Annotated in this window: 19 protein-coding genes; 8 read left to right on the forward strand and 11 right to left on the reverse strand. The window is 36.4% G+C overall.

The window, feature by feature from the left end:
* The first annotated feature begins 115 nt into the window (after nt 1–115).
* A complete protein-coding gene (locus EHR01_RS16625) occupies nt 116–553 on the forward strand; it encodes a bacteriohemerythrin (RefSeq protein ID WP_135696381.1) in 438 nt (145 codons plus the stop codon).
* 20 nt (nt 554–573) lie between these two features.
* On the opposite strand, the gene EHR01_RS16630 is transcribed toward EHR01_RS16625, so the two are convergent.
* The 6 genes from EHR01_RS16630 to EHR01_RS16655 form a co-directional block, all read right to left on the reverse strand.
* Complete coding sequence (locus tag EHR01_RS16630; RefSeq protein ID WP_135696383.1) at nt 574–987, reverse strand: hypothetical protein; 414 nt, start codon at nt 985–987, stop codon at nt 574–576.
* Nucleotides 988–1,074: 87 nt separating this feature from the next.
* Nucleotides 1,075–1,485, reverse strand: coding sequence for a hypothetical protein (locus EHR01_RS16635; protein WP_135696386.1), 411 nt, complete (start codon nt 1,483–1,485; stop codon nt 1,075–1,077).
* Nucleotides 1,486–1,488: 3 nt separating this feature from the next.
* Nucleotides 1,489–1,902, reverse strand: a complete 414-nt coding sequence (locus EHR01_RS16640) for a hypothetical protein (protein WP_135696388.1) — start codon at nt 1,900–1,902, stop codon at nt 1,489–1,491.
* A 21-nt stretch (nt 1,903–1,923) separates the two neighbouring features.
* Entirely contained in the window at nt 1,924–2,406 is a 483-nt protein-coding gene (locus tag EHR01_RS16645; RefSeq protein ID WP_135696391.1) for a hypothetical protein, read from the reverse strand.
* An 11-nt stretch (nt 2,407–2,417) separates the two neighbouring features.
* A complete protein-coding gene (locus tag EHR01_RS16650; protein WP_135696394.1) occupies nt 2,418–3,815 on the reverse strand; it encodes an OmpP1/FadL family transporter in 1,398 nt (465 codons plus the stop codon).
* A gap of 48 nt (nt 3,816–3,863) precedes the next feature.
* Nucleotides 3,864–4,364 (reverse strand): hypothetical protein, encoded by a 501-nt coding sequence (locus EHR01_RS16655; protein ID WP_135696398.1) that lies wholly within the window; start codon nt 4,362–4,364, stop codon nt 3,864–3,866.
* Nucleotides 4,365–4,499: 135 nt separating this feature from the next.
* Between EHR01_RS16655 and EHR01_RS16660 the strand changes: the two genes are divergently transcribed.
* The gene (locus tag EHR01_RS16660) at nt 4,500–5,744 is read left to right on the forward strand and encodes a U32 family peptidase C-terminal domain-containing protein (protein WP_208721802.1); all 1,245 of its coding nucleotides are present in this window, start codon (nt 4,500–4,502) and stop codon (nt 5,742–5,744) included.
* Between the two features lie 132 nt (nt 5,745–5,876).
* Entirely contained in the window at nt 5,877–6,728 is an 852-nt protein-coding gene (locus tag EHR01_RS16665) for a DUF4349 domain-containing protein (RefSeq protein WP_135697419.1), read from the forward strand.
* Nucleotides 6,729–6,850: 122 nt separating this feature from the next.
* Here the strand turns inward: EHR01_RS16665 and EHR01_RS16670 are convergent, their stop codons facing one another.
* A complete protein-coding gene (locus tag EHR01_RS16670) occupies nt 6,851–7,309 on the reverse strand; it encodes a hypothetical protein (RefSeq protein WP_135696402.1) in 459 nt (152 codons plus the stop codon).
* A 180-nt stretch (nt 7,310–7,489) separates the two neighbouring features.
* On the opposite strand from EHR01_RS16670, the gene EHR01_RS16675 reads away from it, so the two are divergent.
* The 5 genes from EHR01_RS16675 (at nt 7,490) to creD (ending at nt 14,938) form a co-directional block, all read left to right on the forward strand.
* Nucleotides 7,490–9,484, forward strand: a complete 1,995-nt coding sequence (locus tag EHR01_RS16675; RefSeq protein ID WP_135696404.1) for a methyl-accepting chemotaxis protein — start codon at nt 7,490–7,492, stop codon at nt 9,482–9,484.
* A 66-nt stretch (nt 9,485–9,550) separates the two neighbouring features.
* Nucleotides 9,551–11,413, forward strand: coding sequence for a gamma-glutamyltransferase family protein (locus tag EHR01_RS16680; RefSeq protein ID WP_135696408.1), 1,863 nt, complete (start codon nt 9,551–9,553; stop codon nt 11,411–11,413).
* A 10-nt stretch (nt 11,414–11,423) separates the two neighbouring features.
* The gene (locus tag EHR01_RS16685) at nt 11,424–12,092 is read left to right on the forward strand and encodes a response regulator (RefSeq protein ID WP_135696411.1); all 669 of its coding nucleotides are present in this window, start codon (nt 11,424–11,426) and stop codon (nt 12,090–12,092) included.
* A gap of 34 nt (nt 12,093–12,126) precedes the next feature.
* On the forward strand, nt 12,127–13,536 hold the full coding sequence (gene creC / locus EHR01_RS16690) for a two-component system sensor histidine kinase CreC (RefSeq protein ID WP_279638604.1): 1,410 nt from the start codon (nt 12,127–12,129) through the stop codon (nt 13,534–13,536).
* A 73-nt stretch (nt 13,537–13,609) separates the two neighbouring features.
* Nucleotides 13,610–14,938, forward strand: a complete 1,329-nt coding sequence (gene creD / locus EHR01_RS16695; RefSeq protein WP_135696417.1) for a cell envelope integrity protein CreD — start codon at nt 13,610–13,612, stop codon at nt 14,936–14,938.
* Between the two features lie 109 nt (nt 14,939–15,047).
* Here the strand turns inward: creD and EHR01_RS16700 are convergent, their stop codons facing one another.
* Genes EHR01_RS16700 through lsa14 form a run of 4 tightly spaced genes read right to left on the reverse strand, consistent with a single transcriptional unit; the run spans nt 15,048 to nt 17,105 of the window.
* Complete coding sequence (locus EHR01_RS16700; protein ID WP_135696421.1) at nt 15,048–16,046, reverse strand: hypothetical protein; 999 nt, start codon at nt 16,044–16,046, stop codon at nt 15,048–15,050.
* Between the two features lie 3 nt (nt 16,047–16,049).
* Nucleotides 16,050–16,385: a TRL domain-containing protein gene (locus EHR01_RS16705; RefSeq protein ID WP_135696425.1), complete on the reverse strand. Its 336-nt coding sequence runs from the start codon at nt 16,383–16,385 to the stop codon at nt 16,050–16,052.
* A gap of 2 nt (nt 16,386–16,387) precedes the next feature.
* Nucleotides 16,388–16,705 carry a TRL-like family protein gene (locus EHR01_RS16710; protein ID WP_135696428.1) on the reverse strand — a complete coding sequence of 106 codons (318 nt, stop codon included), beginning with the start codon at nt 16,703–16,705 and terminating at the stop codon, nt 16,388–16,390.
* Nucleotides 16,706–16,718: 13 nt separating this feature from the next.
* A complete protein-coding gene (gene lsa14 / locus EHR01_RS16715) occupies nt 16,719–17,105 on the reverse strand; it encodes an adhesin Lsa14 (RefSeq protein ID WP_135696430.1) in 387 nt (128 codons plus the stop codon).
* Nucleotides 17,106–17,334 lie beyond the last annotated feature (229 nt).

Raw genomic sequence — 17,334 nt, forward strand, 5'->3', positions numbered from 1 at the left:
AGAACGATTCTTATTCTAATCCTTGGCTTAGTGAAATCGATAGTTTCGTTGTGGTTTGGATTATTCACTTGTCCTCTTGGGGTGCTGAAAAAACCTGAAAGAACGAGGTTTTCTCATGGTAACACAGTGGGATTCGAAATACGAAACGAATATTTCCGAGATTGATTCTCAACATAAAAAACTCTTTCGTTTGATCAATAATATCGAGACAGTTTACGATGAAAACAAAGAGCATCTTTCTGGAAAATCCAAGATCCTTGTGGATGCGGTTTCTGAACTAGAGGATTATACACTTAGTCATTTTTTAATTGAAGAACGAGTGATGGAGTTAAACCAATACCCAGAACTAGAAGCTCATAAAAAACAACACGACCGGTTCACTGATAAAATTTTAGAACTAAAAAATCGTCTGAGTTCAGGAAATCTACTTTCCAATGACGAAGAACTCAATCAGTTCTTTGGAGACCTTCTTAAGTTTTTACGGGCTTGGCTTACGAATCATATCCTACAAGAGGATATGGATTATAAACCGTATATAAAATTCAATATTTAGATTTTTTCGTTATACTTTGTTCATTCAAAGTATAACGGATATTTGGATATTTTTTCGATTAGGTTTGATTTTGCTTTTTTGGCTAAATCAATATCATTGCCTTTCATTGTTTTCACTTCTTCTAATAATAAATTAATATATTTATGTAGTTCTTCATGTCCTTGCCCTGTCATTGTACAGGAAGATAAAATATCATTGATAATGGATGTGATTTGATCTGCTTGTTTATGGTAGACTTCAATTGACTCATCAGAATTTGCATGGTGAAATATTTCGTTCATCTTCTGAAACCCCATCCTTGTCGATTCATCGGCCACCCAAGGTTTACCATTGTTTAGTTCCGGAAGTTTTGAGCCCGAATGGTCATGGCATGAGTAAGTCATGCTGAATAAGAATAAAATAAAACCATAGAGTATCAATTGGGAAAACTTCATGATACAAACTACCATTCTTATTTCAGGAAAAAATTGATCTAAATCAATGTTGGTATTTTTTTTAATAAAAAGTGGAGAAGGAAATTTCTATTTGTTGTAGGAAATCACTCGTGCCCAAGCTAACTTCATAAACGTGATCAAACCTAAAAAAATTAGAAATTTTCCGAGTAGAGCCAAAGGTTCAAAAGGTAAAATGAATTTTGTTATTAAATATAAAACCAATCCTAGGTTGTAACTATAAAATTGAAACCAAACTTGCCAGATGGATCCTCTTGGATGTTCCGAAAGAAACTTGGGAAACATCCAATAAGCGGTTCCCATAATGAGCTGCAGGAAAAATCCCCAAATTAGAATAGAATAATGTAATGGTAAAAGCCGCCAAATTTCTGGAGAAAAAGCAAAGGCTTTGTTAAACATCAAAACGACACCTAAGGATGTTCCAAACATAAGATAAATTAGAGCAATACGAATGAACCAAACAGATTGAATCGGAAACATATTTTATTTTTGTCTTTGTGGTTCCAGGCGAGGCCAAATTTCTAAAACATAACAAAGGATTCCCGTAAATTGCAAAACGATTGAAATTAAAAAAGGGAAAATGAAAAACTCTTTTTTTTGGTAAATCCAAGGTTCGGAAATAATTCTAAGGATTAAACCCAAGTTCAAAGAAAAATATGCCGTCCAAACAAGTTTACTTCCATTTTTGGGACTTGGATTTTTCCCTTTTGGATACATCCAAAGAGATACCCCAATGATGATTTGAGTGATCCATCCAAGTGCGATCATATGCCAATAAACAGGCATTAAATGTATTTCCCAATTTGAATTTGGAAATTCGGAAAGGGCATAAACCAGAACTCCCAATACTAAATACAATAACCCTGATTTGATAAAGTATCTTGAAATTTTTGGCATTGGAATTTTGGTTAAGGCAATTTATTTTTGATCAGAATCAACATCTATTTTGTAACTTGCGTGGCAGGCGACACAATTACGAGTGAGTTCATCCATCTCTTTCAATAGGGTATGAATTTCTTGTTTGTTTCTAATCTTTGCAGCGATGGAATCAAATTTTTCGTGAGTTCCAAATCCCAATTTTTTAAATTCCACAGGAAGTTTTAATAGAATCGTTTTTTCTTGGTGTTCTAAACTGGCAACAAGTCCCATACCGACGGCATCAGCTGCTTTGGCAGCACCTTCGTAATCTTTGTCTGCAAGCCCACTTAACATACCATTAACAGCTGTGAGTAAGGCTCTCATTTCTGTTAAAACCAATTGGCGTTCTGCTGGTGTCAAATGGATTGCGGTTCGGTTGTCAAGAGAACGGCTTGTACTTCCGAAATAGAAAAAATATCCTAAAGTAATGACAGTAACAATCCACAGTCCAATTGCAAATTTTCCAATTAATTTTGAATTCATAGGTTATCCTTTTATATGTTTTGTTCCATTCCGATATAAATACTAAAAATACTCATTTGTTTATTATAAGAAAATTGGAATGGATGAATTTCTTTATTAGAAAAAACAGCATGGGATAAAGTCCAGTCAGAAGTTTTACCTCCATAGGTTTTTTTAGGAAATCCATACTCACAGGCAATATGAAACGAAGTATCATTCCAAGAAATACTTCCTCCCATTGCAAGATGGTGTTCAATACTGGCTCCTAACATCGGACTCACTCCACTTGCAGGAATGATATTATTGCCATAACTATATCCCATTCGGCTCATAAATCGTTCATTCCATTTGTATTCAAACCCAACTGCCAATATGGTTTGGTTTTTCCAATTCAAATTAAATTGAAAAGCATTGGTTTCAACTCCAATTGGAGTTCTCATCCAAACATCTTCCAATCGAAACTTACTTGTATTAAAACTTTGTGACCAAGGGATATATTTGATATCAAAATCGATGATAAACTTATCTGTGCGGTAAGAGATTCCCGCTACATGTTTGTCGGGCCAAATCATATAACGAGAAACTCTTGTTCCAAAAGACCTTTCTGGTGCATAACCATCTACTTTCATGGTTCCATCCATTGGCAAAAGATTTCTGGTTGTATAGGAATAAGCTACTCGTATATTTTCTGTTAGATCATAGGATACACCTATTTTTCCTCCCATTGTATATGCGGAATCACTTTGGTAACGAATTCCTCCTGGAATGGTAAGACTTCTTGTTTCGTCTTGGTAGGTTCTTTTTAATTCCATAAACCCATAAACAAAATCAATTCCAGCACCGATTGCAAAGTTTCCTTTTTTGTATCCGGCACCAAACGTAGATTTCATGGTCATAAATCTAAAATTTAAATCTTCAACTGCCTTTGTACTATCGCCTATGATGGGGATGTTGATTCCAAAGGTTTCATTTAGCGTTCTTCCATCGGGAGTATGCCGTTTGATATTTTTAAATTGTCCACCACCACCACCTTGTGCATAGAGAGCAAAACCAATACTGATATTTTCTGTTACTGGTTTGATGATGCCAATGTAAGGAAGGACGGCTCTAGGATGTTCTACGGTAGAATTTTTGTAAGAACGATTAGGATTTGGATCGATGTATTCATCATTGTATTCGATGGTTGGGAGATGGATCGCAGAACCTAACTCCCATTTGGTTCTTTTCACTCTTGCTAGGTGAGAGGGATTGGACTCTAAATCCATCACAGATCCTCCCACTGCTTGGAAGGCTCCCCCCATCCCCGCTTGTCTTGCTCCAAAGGCGGGTTGCATGATCCCGTGGAAGGCTTGGAGTTCTGTCTCGCGAAAGCCCGGTTCCAGGATTAGAATTAGAATGAAAGTAGATATGAAAATGCGACTCGGAATCATTTGTTTCAGGGAAAAGAGGGACTCTGGGGTGTCAAGGGGAATAAACGATTAGAAAATTGAGAAACCCCGGGAAACAAAAATACCAAAGATCGCAATGGTAACTGAAACGAGTAGGTTAAATCTTCCGAAAAATGAAGATGTTTTTCTATATCGTTCAAAACGTAAGGGATCAGTTATCAAGTAAGTAAAAGTTTTAGGACCTGTGACAAAATCATGGTACAAAGAAGATAAAAATAAGACGGTAAATAAACCAATTTTTGCCATAAACATAAAACCAATGTTAGATGCCCACAGTTCCCAATTGAATCCATTTTGAAAAAAACCTTTTAAATATAAGATTCCTGTTCCTGAAACTATAAATATAGAAAATATATAATAAGAAATATTTCGAAATTGAATTGCTGTTAGTTGTAGTAACCGAAGTTTTTGATCTTTTAGTTCTGGATTCCGGATGACAGGAATCAAAACGATCACATAAAAAATCATTCCTCCCACCCATACCATTGCCGAGAGAATATGAAAGATTAAAAAGAGAAAGTAAAGGAACATGATGTCTTACAATTAAAAATATGGATCTCTTTGTCTTTTCCTTTTTTGATTTTAGAAACGATCTAAAATCTTTCTATAGATTTTTTCTTTTGGGAAATGAGGATTCTTTTGGGATGGATTAAGAGTGTATCCCAGATGAGAAAAATTCCAGAATTATTACTTCCTGCAGGAAATTTAGAAAAATTAGAAATCGCTTATCTTTATGGTGCGGATGCAGCTTATTGTGGAGTGCCTCGGTTTTCATTACGTGCTCGTGAAAATGATTTTACGATGGAGGCTTTGGAAAAGGGAGTAACCCTTGCAAGGCAACTTGGCAAAAAAATTTATTTTACAGTCAATAACATCCCAAGGAATTCAAAACTTCCTTCTTATCCAAAGTATTTGGATCAAATGGCAGCATTAAAACCAGATGCTTTGATTATGGCAGATCCTGGATTGATCCTTTTGACAAAGGAAGCTCATCCCGAAATTGACATTCATATTTCTGTCCAAACAAATACGATGAATTATGCGGCTGTTAAATTTTGGAAAAAATTTGGTGCTACTCGTGTGATTCTTTCCCGCGAAGTTTCTATTTCTGAAATTGCTGAAATTAAAAATGAAGTTCCCGACATGGAAATTGAAGTTTTTGTTCATGGATCAATTTGTATTGCGCATAGTGGTCGTTGTTTTATGAGTAATTATTTTAAAAAACGAGATGCCAATCAAGGTTCTTGTAACAATGCATGTCGTGACTTGTATAAAGTGTTTGTCACAAATCCTAAACAGAACGATGAACCAATGGAACTCATTACAGATGAAGAAGGAACTTTTTTGATGAATTCGAAAGACTTACGTGCCATCGAATTTTTACAAGAGTTATGTGATGCCGGAGTTGATTCTTTGAAAGTAGAAGGCCGAACCAAAAATGATTATTATGTAGGGATGGTGGCTCGTAGTTACCGACATACATTAGATAACATTGCACGAGGAGAAGGGTTTGATCGGAAGTGGTTAGAAGAATTGGATAAAGTTTCTTCCAGAAAGTATTTTTCTGGTTTTTTAAGTCGTGGGATGGAAGACAAAATTCCGGAAGAGGAAAGAAACTTTCAAAATAATGAATTTGGAACCAGTTTACAAATGAGCCAAAAATATGCAGGTTTTGTAAAAGAGTATAAACCAGATACAAAACGAATTGTGATTGAGGTTAAAAATAAAATCCAAAAAGGCGATTTGATGGAAGTCATCACAGCCATTGATTCAAATCCTGCAACATTCACTGTAGACCAAATTTTTTATAAACAAAATCCTGTAGAAGTGATTAGCGGTGGGATGGGAACTGTGGAGTTAGAAGTTCCCTTTGCCATTCCTTCTCGCTCGTTTTTAAGCAAAAAATTGTAGTTTATTGTAACCAGAGTTCCAACACCTTTTTGGTGTTGGATTCGCCCAAAAACTTGAGAAACTTTTTCATGAGAAATGTTAAGTCTAAGTAGAAACAAGTAGGGATCTTTTGTGAAAAAAATTTTTAAATTGATGGTCTTCATTCTTTTTGCCTTCCTTCTGCAATGTGGCAAAGAATCAAACAGCGAATCTACGGCACCAGTCGAAGCGGAAAAACGTTCTATGGACATGCCTATGGAAAAAAAATTGGCTGCCAGTTCCTCTCGCGTCGACGATGGCATAGAACAACCGTCAGTTGAGAATCAGCTCGGGCAAGTATTTATACCAATTCAAAATAGTACAGAGCGATTGCTCGAATACCAAGTCCAATTAAGTTATCAAACCCAAGATTTGATTAAAACGAGAAAAGATATCCTTGGTTTTATTACAAAGTATGGTTATATCGAAAGTAGTTCCGCAGTCAATACGGACTCACCTTATATGAGTTTACGAATTCATATTCGATCTGAAAAATTATACGAAGCTTTGATTGAATTAGATACATATGGAGTTTTACTCAGCGAAGATATATCGACTGTGGACCATACAGAAGGAATGGTTTGGCAAAAGGTAAAATCAAACCGTGAAAAAATTCGTTTAACAAGACGATCCAATGCTAACAACCAAACATCGGCCAATTCCAAAAATTGGGAAGCGATTGAAGAAGCCATAACCGATAGTGAAAATAATTTGGACAATGCCGAACACGAAATTTGGAAAATAAAAGATAAGGTAAAATGGGCTACGTTGAGTATTCAATTTTCAAGCCCCATTCCTTCCGATAAAATTCAAGTTCCTACATATAAAAATGCTTTTGTGGGAATTTTGAATGTATTTTTGGAATTAACATACTATTTGATTTGGATGATTCCTTTTTTGATACTTGCAGCTATCTTGTATCTTCCTTTAAAAAAGGTTTATGTTTCCTTTAAAAAAATAAAATAGAGAGAGGATCGTAAGGAAGGGACTTATTCTTTTAAAGAGGAAAGTCCTTTCCTTTCAGAAACAGGATTCATTTTGTACAGGAAAGAACTGCTTACAACTGAATTCATTGTAAGCAAATGATTTTAATGGGAAGCCACTGGATAACTGCGAATCCAGGTTTCCGATTTTTCTGGGTCATCATAAAAATGTTCAGATGTTTTCCCGAACCTACGTTCATATTCATTGATTTTATAACTATCGTGATGGCAATGTACAGCGGCCAGACATTCGATTCCGTTCTCGGATGTTAGTTTTAAATCCTTTGCTTCGTCGAATAAATCCAGATATCCAATTCTCCAATTGTATTTGCTTAAGAGAAGGGGAACGATGTCTCGGTAGGCTTTGTGCGCAGAGACGGACGAAGGATTCAGTCCATGAAGGTTAACAAAGATTTTAAATTTTGTTCCTTTAGGGATTGAGGAGAAAGTTGTTTCTAAACTTTGTTTCCATTGGGAAACTTCGTCTTCCGTGATGGCTCCAGAGATTCTTGTGGTCACAAGTGCTGACTCCTCTTCCCACTTTGTATAAATTTCATTTTTCATATTCTTTGGACTTTGAGGAGTAATCCCTAAGTCTTAAAAAAAGGTTTTTTCCTTAGAATCATTCTAGGTAGATTGCCAAAAAACAACAGTTTCAAACTCTATACCAAAAGCCTAGGATTGAGTTCATTAAGAATAATTTGATATTCTTAACCATGTTCAATTAAATATCGAGGAAATATTATGCAACGCAATTCGATTAAATTCATATTACTCTTAAGTGGTGCCTCCATTCTTTTTATCATCAGTTGTTCTGTTGGCGCTGTTGCATATTACTTCGGACAAAAAAAAATTCAAGAAGCTTACATTGGACAAATGCATGGAATTGTCGGTGTTGTGGGACAAGAGATCGATGATTTTTTTGTAAACCATGTCAATGTCATCAAAACAGTAGCCAATGATAGAAGGACGATTGATTCCCTAAAAACAGGGAAACCAATCGCACAAGCTTACTTTAAAGAAATGAACGATCGTTACGGAGTGTATGAAAATATATACACACATACTTATGATAACGATCCTCGTGTTGTTGCTGACGCTACAGGTAAGGCCATCGGTTGGAAAATGAAACCGGAGGATATGGATCCAGCAGAACTAAAGGCGGGTAAGGAAAAGAGATATTTTGTTGGTAAACCAATTATGAATCCTCTTACAAATAATCCTGTAGCGACTATCACCTATCCTGTGTATGACGGCGATAAGTTAATTGGAAATGCTGGAATTGCACTATCTTTGATGGATTTAACGGACAAAGTAATCAACAAAATCAAAATTGGTCGTGATGGATATGTAGTCGTTTCTACAACAGCTGGTTTACTCATTGCTTTAAAAGAGAAAAAACAAATCTTAAAATATGATTTATCTAAAGATGAATCAGGTGCTCGTATGTTATCCCTTAAAACGGGAGAGGTGTTAGAGTTTAATTATTTAGAAAAAGAACATCTTGCCGTCAGTTACAATTTAAATGACTGGGGTGTGGTGATCCTTGCCATCCAACCAAAAGAAGAAATCAAAGAAGCACTTTTTGAATTGTTAATCATCATTGCTATTTCTTCTATCTTAATTGCTCTTGTTTCTATCTGGTTATTATATGTTTTACTAAACAAACGTTTGAACCCACTGGAAAATGTAAGTCATATATTCAAATCAATGTCTGAGGGAGATTTAACTTCCTCCATTAAAGTAGTCTATGATGATGAGATTGGGAGAATGGGCCAAGGTCTTAATACTTTCATTGCAAGTTTGAGAAAATCATTTGAAGAAATCCAAAGAATCACAATGGAATTGGCTTCAGCATCAGAACAACTTACTTCTTCTTCTAATAATTTTGCAACAGGGGCGCAATCAACGGCAGCCTCTTCTGAAGAAATGTCAGCAACGATTGAAGAGATGTCTGCTGGTATGGATTATATCGCAGCTTCTACCGAAAGACAGTTTGGAAATTTTGCAAACTTCCATTCTAAAATTCGCGAACTATCGGAAAGTATCCGAAAAATTGGTTCTGAAATTGAAAGCACTTTAAAATTGGCTGAATCCATTTCGGATCAGGCCAAAAAAGGGGAAGAGTCCATCCAAGGGATGAGCCAAATGATTGAAAACATCCTGCATTCCTCAGGAGAGATGACGGCCATCATTCAGATCATTAATGAAATTTCAGACCAAACACAACTTTTGGCATTAAACGCTGCAATCGAAGCTGCAAGAGCTGGTGAGGCAGGTAGAGGATTTGCAGTGGTTGCCGATGAAATTTCAAAACTTTCCGAAAAAACAGCTTCATCCATTAAATCCATTGGAAACATGATTACAAAAAACAATCGGGAATTGGACTCAGGTGCCAATGCCATTCGTTCCTCTGCAGCCATGTTACACAATATCATCCAAAATGTGGAAACAGTAAGTGCAGCAATGAACAAACTGTATTCAGTCACAGCAGCACAAGAGTCCATCAAACGAGAAGTAGACGAAGGTGCTGAACAAATGGGTCAGGATGCAGAAACAATTAAACTCTCCACTAGCGAACAGAAAAGAGCAGTAAGAGAAATCTCCGAAGTAATCATCCAGATCAACGAACATACGTTAAGTACTGCCTCTGGGTCGGAAGAAATGTCTTCTTCTGCGCAAAATTTAGCTTCCACAGCGGAGATTTTAAAAGGCATTACCGATCGATTTAAGTTATAAAAAAATAGTTCGACATAGAATCAAATTTTGACACCATTTTGCAGAAATGGCAGTTTTTGAGGGTCTATGTTACATTTTCTTAAAATTTTAATCGCTTCCCTTGTGTTTCTTTTTTTCTTCCAATGTTTAGGAAGTCGCCGACCTATTGTTCCATCCTATGTTGATCCGCAGGGAAGTTTGCGGGATGTCGCTGTTGGTAAAAAATATATGGTTTCTACGGGAAACCCACTCGCCACCAAAGCGGCCATCAAAGTTTTAGAAGATGGAGGGAATGCGATTGATGCAGCAGTTGCCGCATTGCTTGTGTTAAATGTAACGAATGGTGAGGCTGCTAGTTTTCCATCCGTTGCTCCTACCTTGGTTTACGACCAAAAATCAGGACAAGTCAAAAGTTATATTGGAGCAGGAACGGCTCCTAAAAAAGCAAACATAGAATGGTTTAAAGAAAAGGGTTATGATGTAATGCCAAAAAATTCTATTTTGGCTCAGTTGTTGCCTGCATCTCCTGATGTCATCGTACGACTGTTACAAGATCATGGAACAAAATCTTTTTCTGAATTAGTAAAACCGGCAATTGCTGTTGCGGAAGAAGGATTTCCTGCCAACCGAATCCTTGTCAAAAACTTAGATTTACCATTATACAAACGATTAGGTTTTACAATCATTATGCCTTATAATTCCGAAGTGTATCTTGAAAAAAAATGGTGGTATGGAATTCGAGAAGGCGAGTTAACAAAACGTTTGGACCTTGCAAAAACTTGGAAGTCAATGGCAGACGAAGAAAATAGAATCCTCAAAAAAGGAAAAACCAGAAAACAAGCGTTAGAATCTGTAAGGGATTATTTTTATAAGGGACCAGTTGCCGATGCGATTGTCAAATTACATACGGAAAAAGGAGGACTCTTTACAAAAGAAGATTTGGCAAATTATACAGGCGGATGGGAAAAACCAATTTCCGGTGAGTATGGAGATTATCAAATTATATCCAACCAAACTTGGACCCAAGGACCCGTGGTTCCAATGGTTTTGCAACTGTTAGATGGTATAAACTTAAAATCGATGGGCCATAATTCACCTGAATACATTCATACAGTATCGCAAGCAATTGAACTTGTTGTTTCTGATCGGGAAAGGTATTTTGGAGATCCCAAATTTGTGGATGTTCCGTTAGATGGATTACTTTCAAAAAAATATGCAGCGATACGACGAAAACTGATTCAAAAAGATGCCTTTGGTGCCACACCTCCCAGTGGAAACCCTTGGTTGTTTTCTTCTAAAAAACCTGTTTCTTTACAATCGACACCTAACGAAGTTAAGGATGTCTCAGTTGGAGAAATTAAATATGGAAAAGACACAACTTATTTGAGTATCATCGATGCTTCTGGAAATGCTGTTTCTCTTACTCCAAGTGATTTTCCTCAATCACCTATGGTTCCAGGAACTGGACTCACATTGGGTATACGGATGACTCAATTTCGTTTAGACCCCAATCATCCTTCTGCGCTAGCACCTGGCAAACGACCAAGGATCACTCCTAATCCAGGAATGGTTTTAAAAAATGGTAAGTTATGGATGAGTTTTGGAACTCCAGGGGGAGATGTCCAAAGCCAAGCGATGATCCAATTCTTTTTGAATGTAATTGTTTTTGGAATGGATCCGCAAAAAGCAGTGGAAGCACCTAGATTTCGTTCGGTGAATTGGCCGGATAGTTTTTCTCCTCACGTTTACCGTCCAGGTGGAATTGAGTTAGAAGAATCTTTGTATGAAAAAGTTTCTGATTCATTAAAAGAAAAAGGATACAAAGTTTATAAAAAAGGACATTTGGATAATGATTTAGGTTCCGTATGTGCCGTGTTAAATGATGATAAAAATAGAAAACTCATTGGTGTGGCCGATCCAAGAGAAGAGTCCTGGGCAGAAGGAAAATAATTTAGTTTCGATGACAAATATACTTTTAATAGAGGATGAACCAGGAATTCAGGAAACCATTCAAATTTCATTAGAGTCTGAAGGATTTATCGTTTCTTTGGCCTCTACAGGAAAACAAGGAATTGAAAAAGTTTCACAGGATGTATCTTTGATCATTCTTGATGTCGGACTTCCTGATCAAAATGGATTTGAAGTATTAAAAGAAATTCGGAAAAAATATTTAACTCCCGTTATTTTTTTAACTGCTAGGAATACAGAAATTGATAAAGTTTTGGGGCTTGAGATTGGTGCAGATGATTACATTGTCAAACCATTTAGCCCCAGAGAACTTCTGGCAAGGATTCGTGCGATTTTAAGACGATCCACTCCAACACAAAGTTTAGAAGATCACAAACTTAGAATTTCTCTGGATAAAAAGTTGGTTTATTTCAACGGTTATCACTTAAATTTATCTCCTTATGAATACAAAACGATGGAACTGTTTTTTAAATGGCCAGGTAGGATTTTCACAAGAGAAGAAATTATGGACAGTGTTTGGACAGAACCAGAAGATAGTTTCGACCGCGCTGTTGATACTGTGATTAAAAACATCCGTGCCAGGTTCAAAGAAATAGAACCAGACTTCGACCCCATTGAAACAAGAAGGGGACAAGGATATGGATTGAAGGAAAAAATATGAACCTTTGGATTCGCATCATCATTAGTTTTTTTTTATCTTAAGTATTGGTTTTTATTATTTAATCGATAAAACGGAAGAATCCATTCGGCCTCGATATATGGAGACGGTCGAAGAATCTTTGAACGATACAGCACATATTTTGTCCGCCATTGTCGAAGAACGATTGGAACAAAATCCAAAAGACGTTTATCATTTTAAGATATTCCTTCATACTCTGTTCTCTCCCGTATTTGAAAATACAAACAAACGTTCGTTTGAAGCAAAAATTTACTCGTTATTAAAAACCAATACAGACATCCAACTTTATATCACCGATAAAAATGGGATTGTGATTTTTGACTCTGAATCCTATCGGGAAGGTCTCGACTATTCAAAGTTCAATGATGTTTATTTGACTCTTCAAGGTAAATATGGAGCAAGATCCAGTAAGTTACTAGACACAGAAGGAGAAGGAGCTTTGTTTGTGGCTTCCCCGATCCGATTCAAAAATCAAATGATTGGGGTTCTTACTGTCATCAAACCAAAAACTGGTGTGATTCCATTCATTGATGAGGCCAAAAAAAAGTTTTGGCGTATATCTTTACTGGTTGCTTCTGCCATTGCCATTCTCTTTAGTTTACTCGCTTATTTGAGTTTTCGTCCTATTTTGCGTTTGTCTCAGTATGTAAGTTCTTTACGAAAAAAAGAAAAGGTTGTGTTTCCAAAAATAGGAATTCGTGAGCTGAATGAACTGGGCAAAGAAGTTGATTTGTTGGTCGAAGAGATTGAAGGCAAAAAATATATAGAATCTTATGTACAAACCCTTACACATGAGATCAAAAGTCCTCTTTCTTCCATTTTGGCATCTGTTGAACTTTTACAATCTCATCCGAATGAATCAGATCGTTTGACAAAAAACATCCACGAAGAAGCAAAACGAATTCAAAAACTCATTGAACAAATGTTAGAACTTTCTTCCTTAGAAGGCAAAAAAACAATTACAATGGACGATAGAGTGTTGTTATATGATCTCGTGTTGGAAGTGATTGCCAATTTCAAATCCGAACTAGAATGGAAATCCATTCAGATTATTACCGAATGTAAAAATAAACTTTTGGAAATGTTTGGGAATCGTAACTATTTGTCTTTAAGCATTGAAAACTTAATCAGAAACTCAATCGACTTTGCCAATAAAAACGATACCATTCACATTCGAATTGAGGAAAATCCGGACTATTCTGTCGATTTTTCTATAATGGATGAAGGACATTCCATTCCTGATTTTGCTTTGGATCGAATCACAGAAAAGTTTTATTCCTTACCTCGTCCCACAAACAATCGAAAGAGTTCTGGTTTAGGGCTTAGCATTGTTAGCCAAATTGTAGATTTACATGGTGGAAAATTGAAGGTCCAGAACCGAAGTCCTCGTGGTGTGGAAGTTTCGATTCAGTTTCCAAAAAAATAGATCCTCACAGAATCCTCACATTTCGATCATAAAAGACTCACGAAAATACCTTATCTTAAAGATAGGAGTTTTTATGAGTAAACTACAAACATCTGTTAATCTTCGTTTGGCCATTCTGGGTGGGATGGTTTTATTGTTTATCATTCCACTGGTGATGATAGGTTCTTTGATAGAAGAAAGAAGTGCATCTAGAAACCAAGCCGTCGTTGAGGTTGGTGAAAAATGGGGAACTAGTCAAACCATCGTGGGGCCTATTCTTATGGTTCCTTATAATGTAAGGATTCCAAAATCAGGTTCCACAAAGGAAAAAGATAAATGGGATTACATTACAGATTATGCATATTTTTTACCAGATGAGTTAGATTCAGTTGTAGAGATGAAAACTGAACTTCGTAAAAGAAGTATCTACGAAATTCCATTGTACACAAGTAAGATGAAACTTTCTGGCAAATTTTCACCAATGTATTCTTCCGATTTTCCTTTAGATACAACATACATTTATTGGGAGGATGCTCGGATCATTCTATCTGTGTCTGATTTAAAAGGACTGGGCGGTGAAATGAAATTGTTGTGGGCAGGAAAAGAAAAAAAGTTTCTACCTGGAACCAGATCTTCTTATCTACATTCAGGTCTCAATGCATCTGCAAACATTTCCGAAGCAGGAAATTTTATCCCCTTTGAAATCCAATTAGAAATTAAAGGATCTGAAACATTTTCAGTTGTTCCGATTGGAAAAAAATCTAAATTAGTAATGAGTTCTGATTGGAGAGATCCTTCTTTTAATGGAAATTTTTTACCAAAAGATCGTTCGATCCAAGATGATGGATTTTCTGCGGTATGGGAGTCATCTTACTTTGCAAGATCATATCCACAAGTGATCCATTCAATGGATGAATCTGTGCTAAATGCAATATTAAATTCTGCTTATGGTGTGAATTTGGTCATCCCAGTCGACCATTATTTAAAAATGGAAAGATCAGTTAAGTATGGTTTACTTTTTATTGTCACAAGTTTTGCCTTATTTTTTCTAATGGAAGTGTTTGGTGGGATTTTGTTACATCCCATCCAATACATTTTGATTGGATCAGCTATGGTATTGTTTTATATATTAAACCTATCTTTTTCAGAGCACTTTGGATTTTTGCCAGCATATATTTTATCCAGTTTGGCTGTGACAGGACTCATTGGATACTATGCCATTAGTGTTTTAAAAAACAAAAAGAAAGGGCTGATCACTGCTTCTTATTATTTTGTTTTGTATTCCTTTCTGTATGTGATTTTGGCTTCTGAAGACCAGGCTTTACTTCTAGGATCATTGGCACTGTTTTTGGTTCTTTCCGCCGTGATGCATTTCACTCGCAAGGTGGATTGGTATCAGTTTGGGGTTAAAAAGGAAAGTTAATTGAAAACGAACTTACAGAAGAAAGTAAAATCGAAATGTTCTTAAAATTTAACGAGTGAAGAAAGGAACCTAACAGGAGAAATATTTCCTGTTAGGTTTTTTTGAAATTTTATTCTCCAAAACTTTTGGAAAATTCAAGTGTGAAGTTGAGAGCAGTGAAATCAAATTTTGTTGTTTGAGATCCGTCCCAAGCAGAATACAGTAGGGTCGCAGTCGGTGAGTTTCCTAAAGTCAGGTAATTTTGGTATTTTACCCTCATACTTTCTTTGGAGTATCCCCATTTCGCAGCAAACCAAGAAGAAAATCGAAAGACAAAGTCAATTGATTGTCTTGTACCTGTGTAAGTTGCATCCCCACCAGAATAACCGAAAGTAGCAACTCCAAGACCAGCGACAGTTGCTGCAGCAAATCCTACTTTTGAATCGTTACCTTTTAGGTTATAGAACTGTTGGCCCAAGTGAATTTCAAACCATCGCAATGGCTTAATTTCTAAATGGATACCGGGTACGATACCAGTGAAATTTAGTTTTGCCTCGCGATCGTGAAATTGTAGGTAAGAGATACCCATAATGGATCCAGCGAAAGGTGGAATGTATTCATACGAGATACCTCCACTATTTGTCATTTGATTGATACTTGTTCTCCTTAAGCTGGCTCCAATACTAAAATGTGGATTCAAAGGATGGAAGTAGGCCAATCCAAAACTCTTTTTGTTTTCGGTGAATTGCGCAAGATAAGGATCATCTTGTTTCTTATCATTTACCAACACCCTAGATTCGTAAAAAATACGAAACTTATCTTGGTAACGATACTCTAATTCTCGAGTATTTGCGCTACCATCGTATTTCGGCATTTGTTGGGTATACATAAGTAAATCATACATCGTTGCACCGTTGAATAACATAAATGAAACGTCTGAATTTCTTAAGTAATCCTTTTCTGGAATGTAAAGACCACCTGCACTTCCAGTGGAGCGTAAGTACACTCGGTGTTTGTCTGGTTGTCTTACTTCCGGCAATTCGTGAGTGGAGTCATAGTCTTTGGCAAGTAAACTTCCAAAAGATAAAAACACCACCCCCAATATTAGAATGATTTTGTTATGGGACACGGTCTATTCCCCCCAAACAACTACACATTCGCGATAAAAGAGTCCGAATGGCAAAATCGTTAATGATTCTCTATCAACGACAGCTATCTTTTTGATCCCTGCATATTGTGCTGCTTCTTCGATGGAGTTACCCGCACCATAATAGAAAATATTTACGGATAAACCTGATAAACTGCAAGACTTTCCTGATTTTTCCACTTTAGCAGACGTTACCATATTACCAACAGCATCCCCGTTTAGATGTTGGGTGGTGTTGGAAAAAAGATACGCTGGAAGTGGAGTGGTCACACAGTTTGTAAAAAGGGCCAAACTAAAAATTGAAAGTAAAAGGTATTTCATGATTATTCTCCAGATACAATTGTACAGTAGTTACGGAATAAACCGGTAAAGACAGATAAAGAAGAGTGGTCGATGGTTGCAATTTTGCTGATTCCGTTTTTGTTTGCGACAGATCCTGCACCTGCATCACCAACGCTAAAAAGATAAAGGATAGTAAACTGGCATCCTTTTCCTTCTTTTGATGACTTTACATTGTTTTCTGGGTTAAACGTACCCGCAAATTTAGTTGAATTAAAAAGTAGTCCATGTGTTGGCCCAATAGCACAATTTGCGAATAAAAATACACTTAATAGAGAGATAAATACTAATTTCATTTTCATTGTTGAACTCCGTTTATGATCCTTTCACAATTACACAAACTCTATGGTAAACATAACCTAAGATTCCGAGTTGTTCATAATCCAAATAGGCAACTTTTGTGATGTTTCCATTTTTCTTTGCTGTTTCGATAGATGAATCACCGAATGAAAACAAGTAGAGAACGGAATGGCTACAACCTCTTCCTTCAGAAGTTCCTTCTGCGTTGAGTCCGAGTGGTCCAGGAACATAGGTTTTGTGGAAGAAAAGCCCACCTTTGGAAAGAGTGGAAGCTGTTGCGTATTCCCTAGTTGGGTTGGTGTTAGCACTTGGCACATAACTAGCGTGGAACGATGTACCAGAGCAGTTTTGTGTTAGTAATATGAATGTGAGTGAGATGCCAAAGAAAATGCTCTTTTTCACATGATTCTCCTGATCATTTTTTTGACAGTTATCGTTTGACTTCTGTTTTGTGTCAATCTAGTTGGAAAATTTAGAGGAAATACTAACGGGCGATTCGTGGTCTTGTAGCGGAAAACCAGTATCTTTTAATGATATGTTATTTGAATGTGTTCTTTTCAACCTAATAAGTGTCTTGTGGGGAAAGGTTTATTGCACCTTGATGATTTTTTTCTAAAAATTTATCCAAAAA

Source organism: Leptospira mtsangambouensis (assembly GCF_004770475.1).
In the GTDB taxonomy this organism is placed as follows: Bacteria; Spirochaetota; Leptospiria; order Leptospirales; family Leptospiraceae; genus Leptospira_A; species Leptospira_A mtsangambouensis.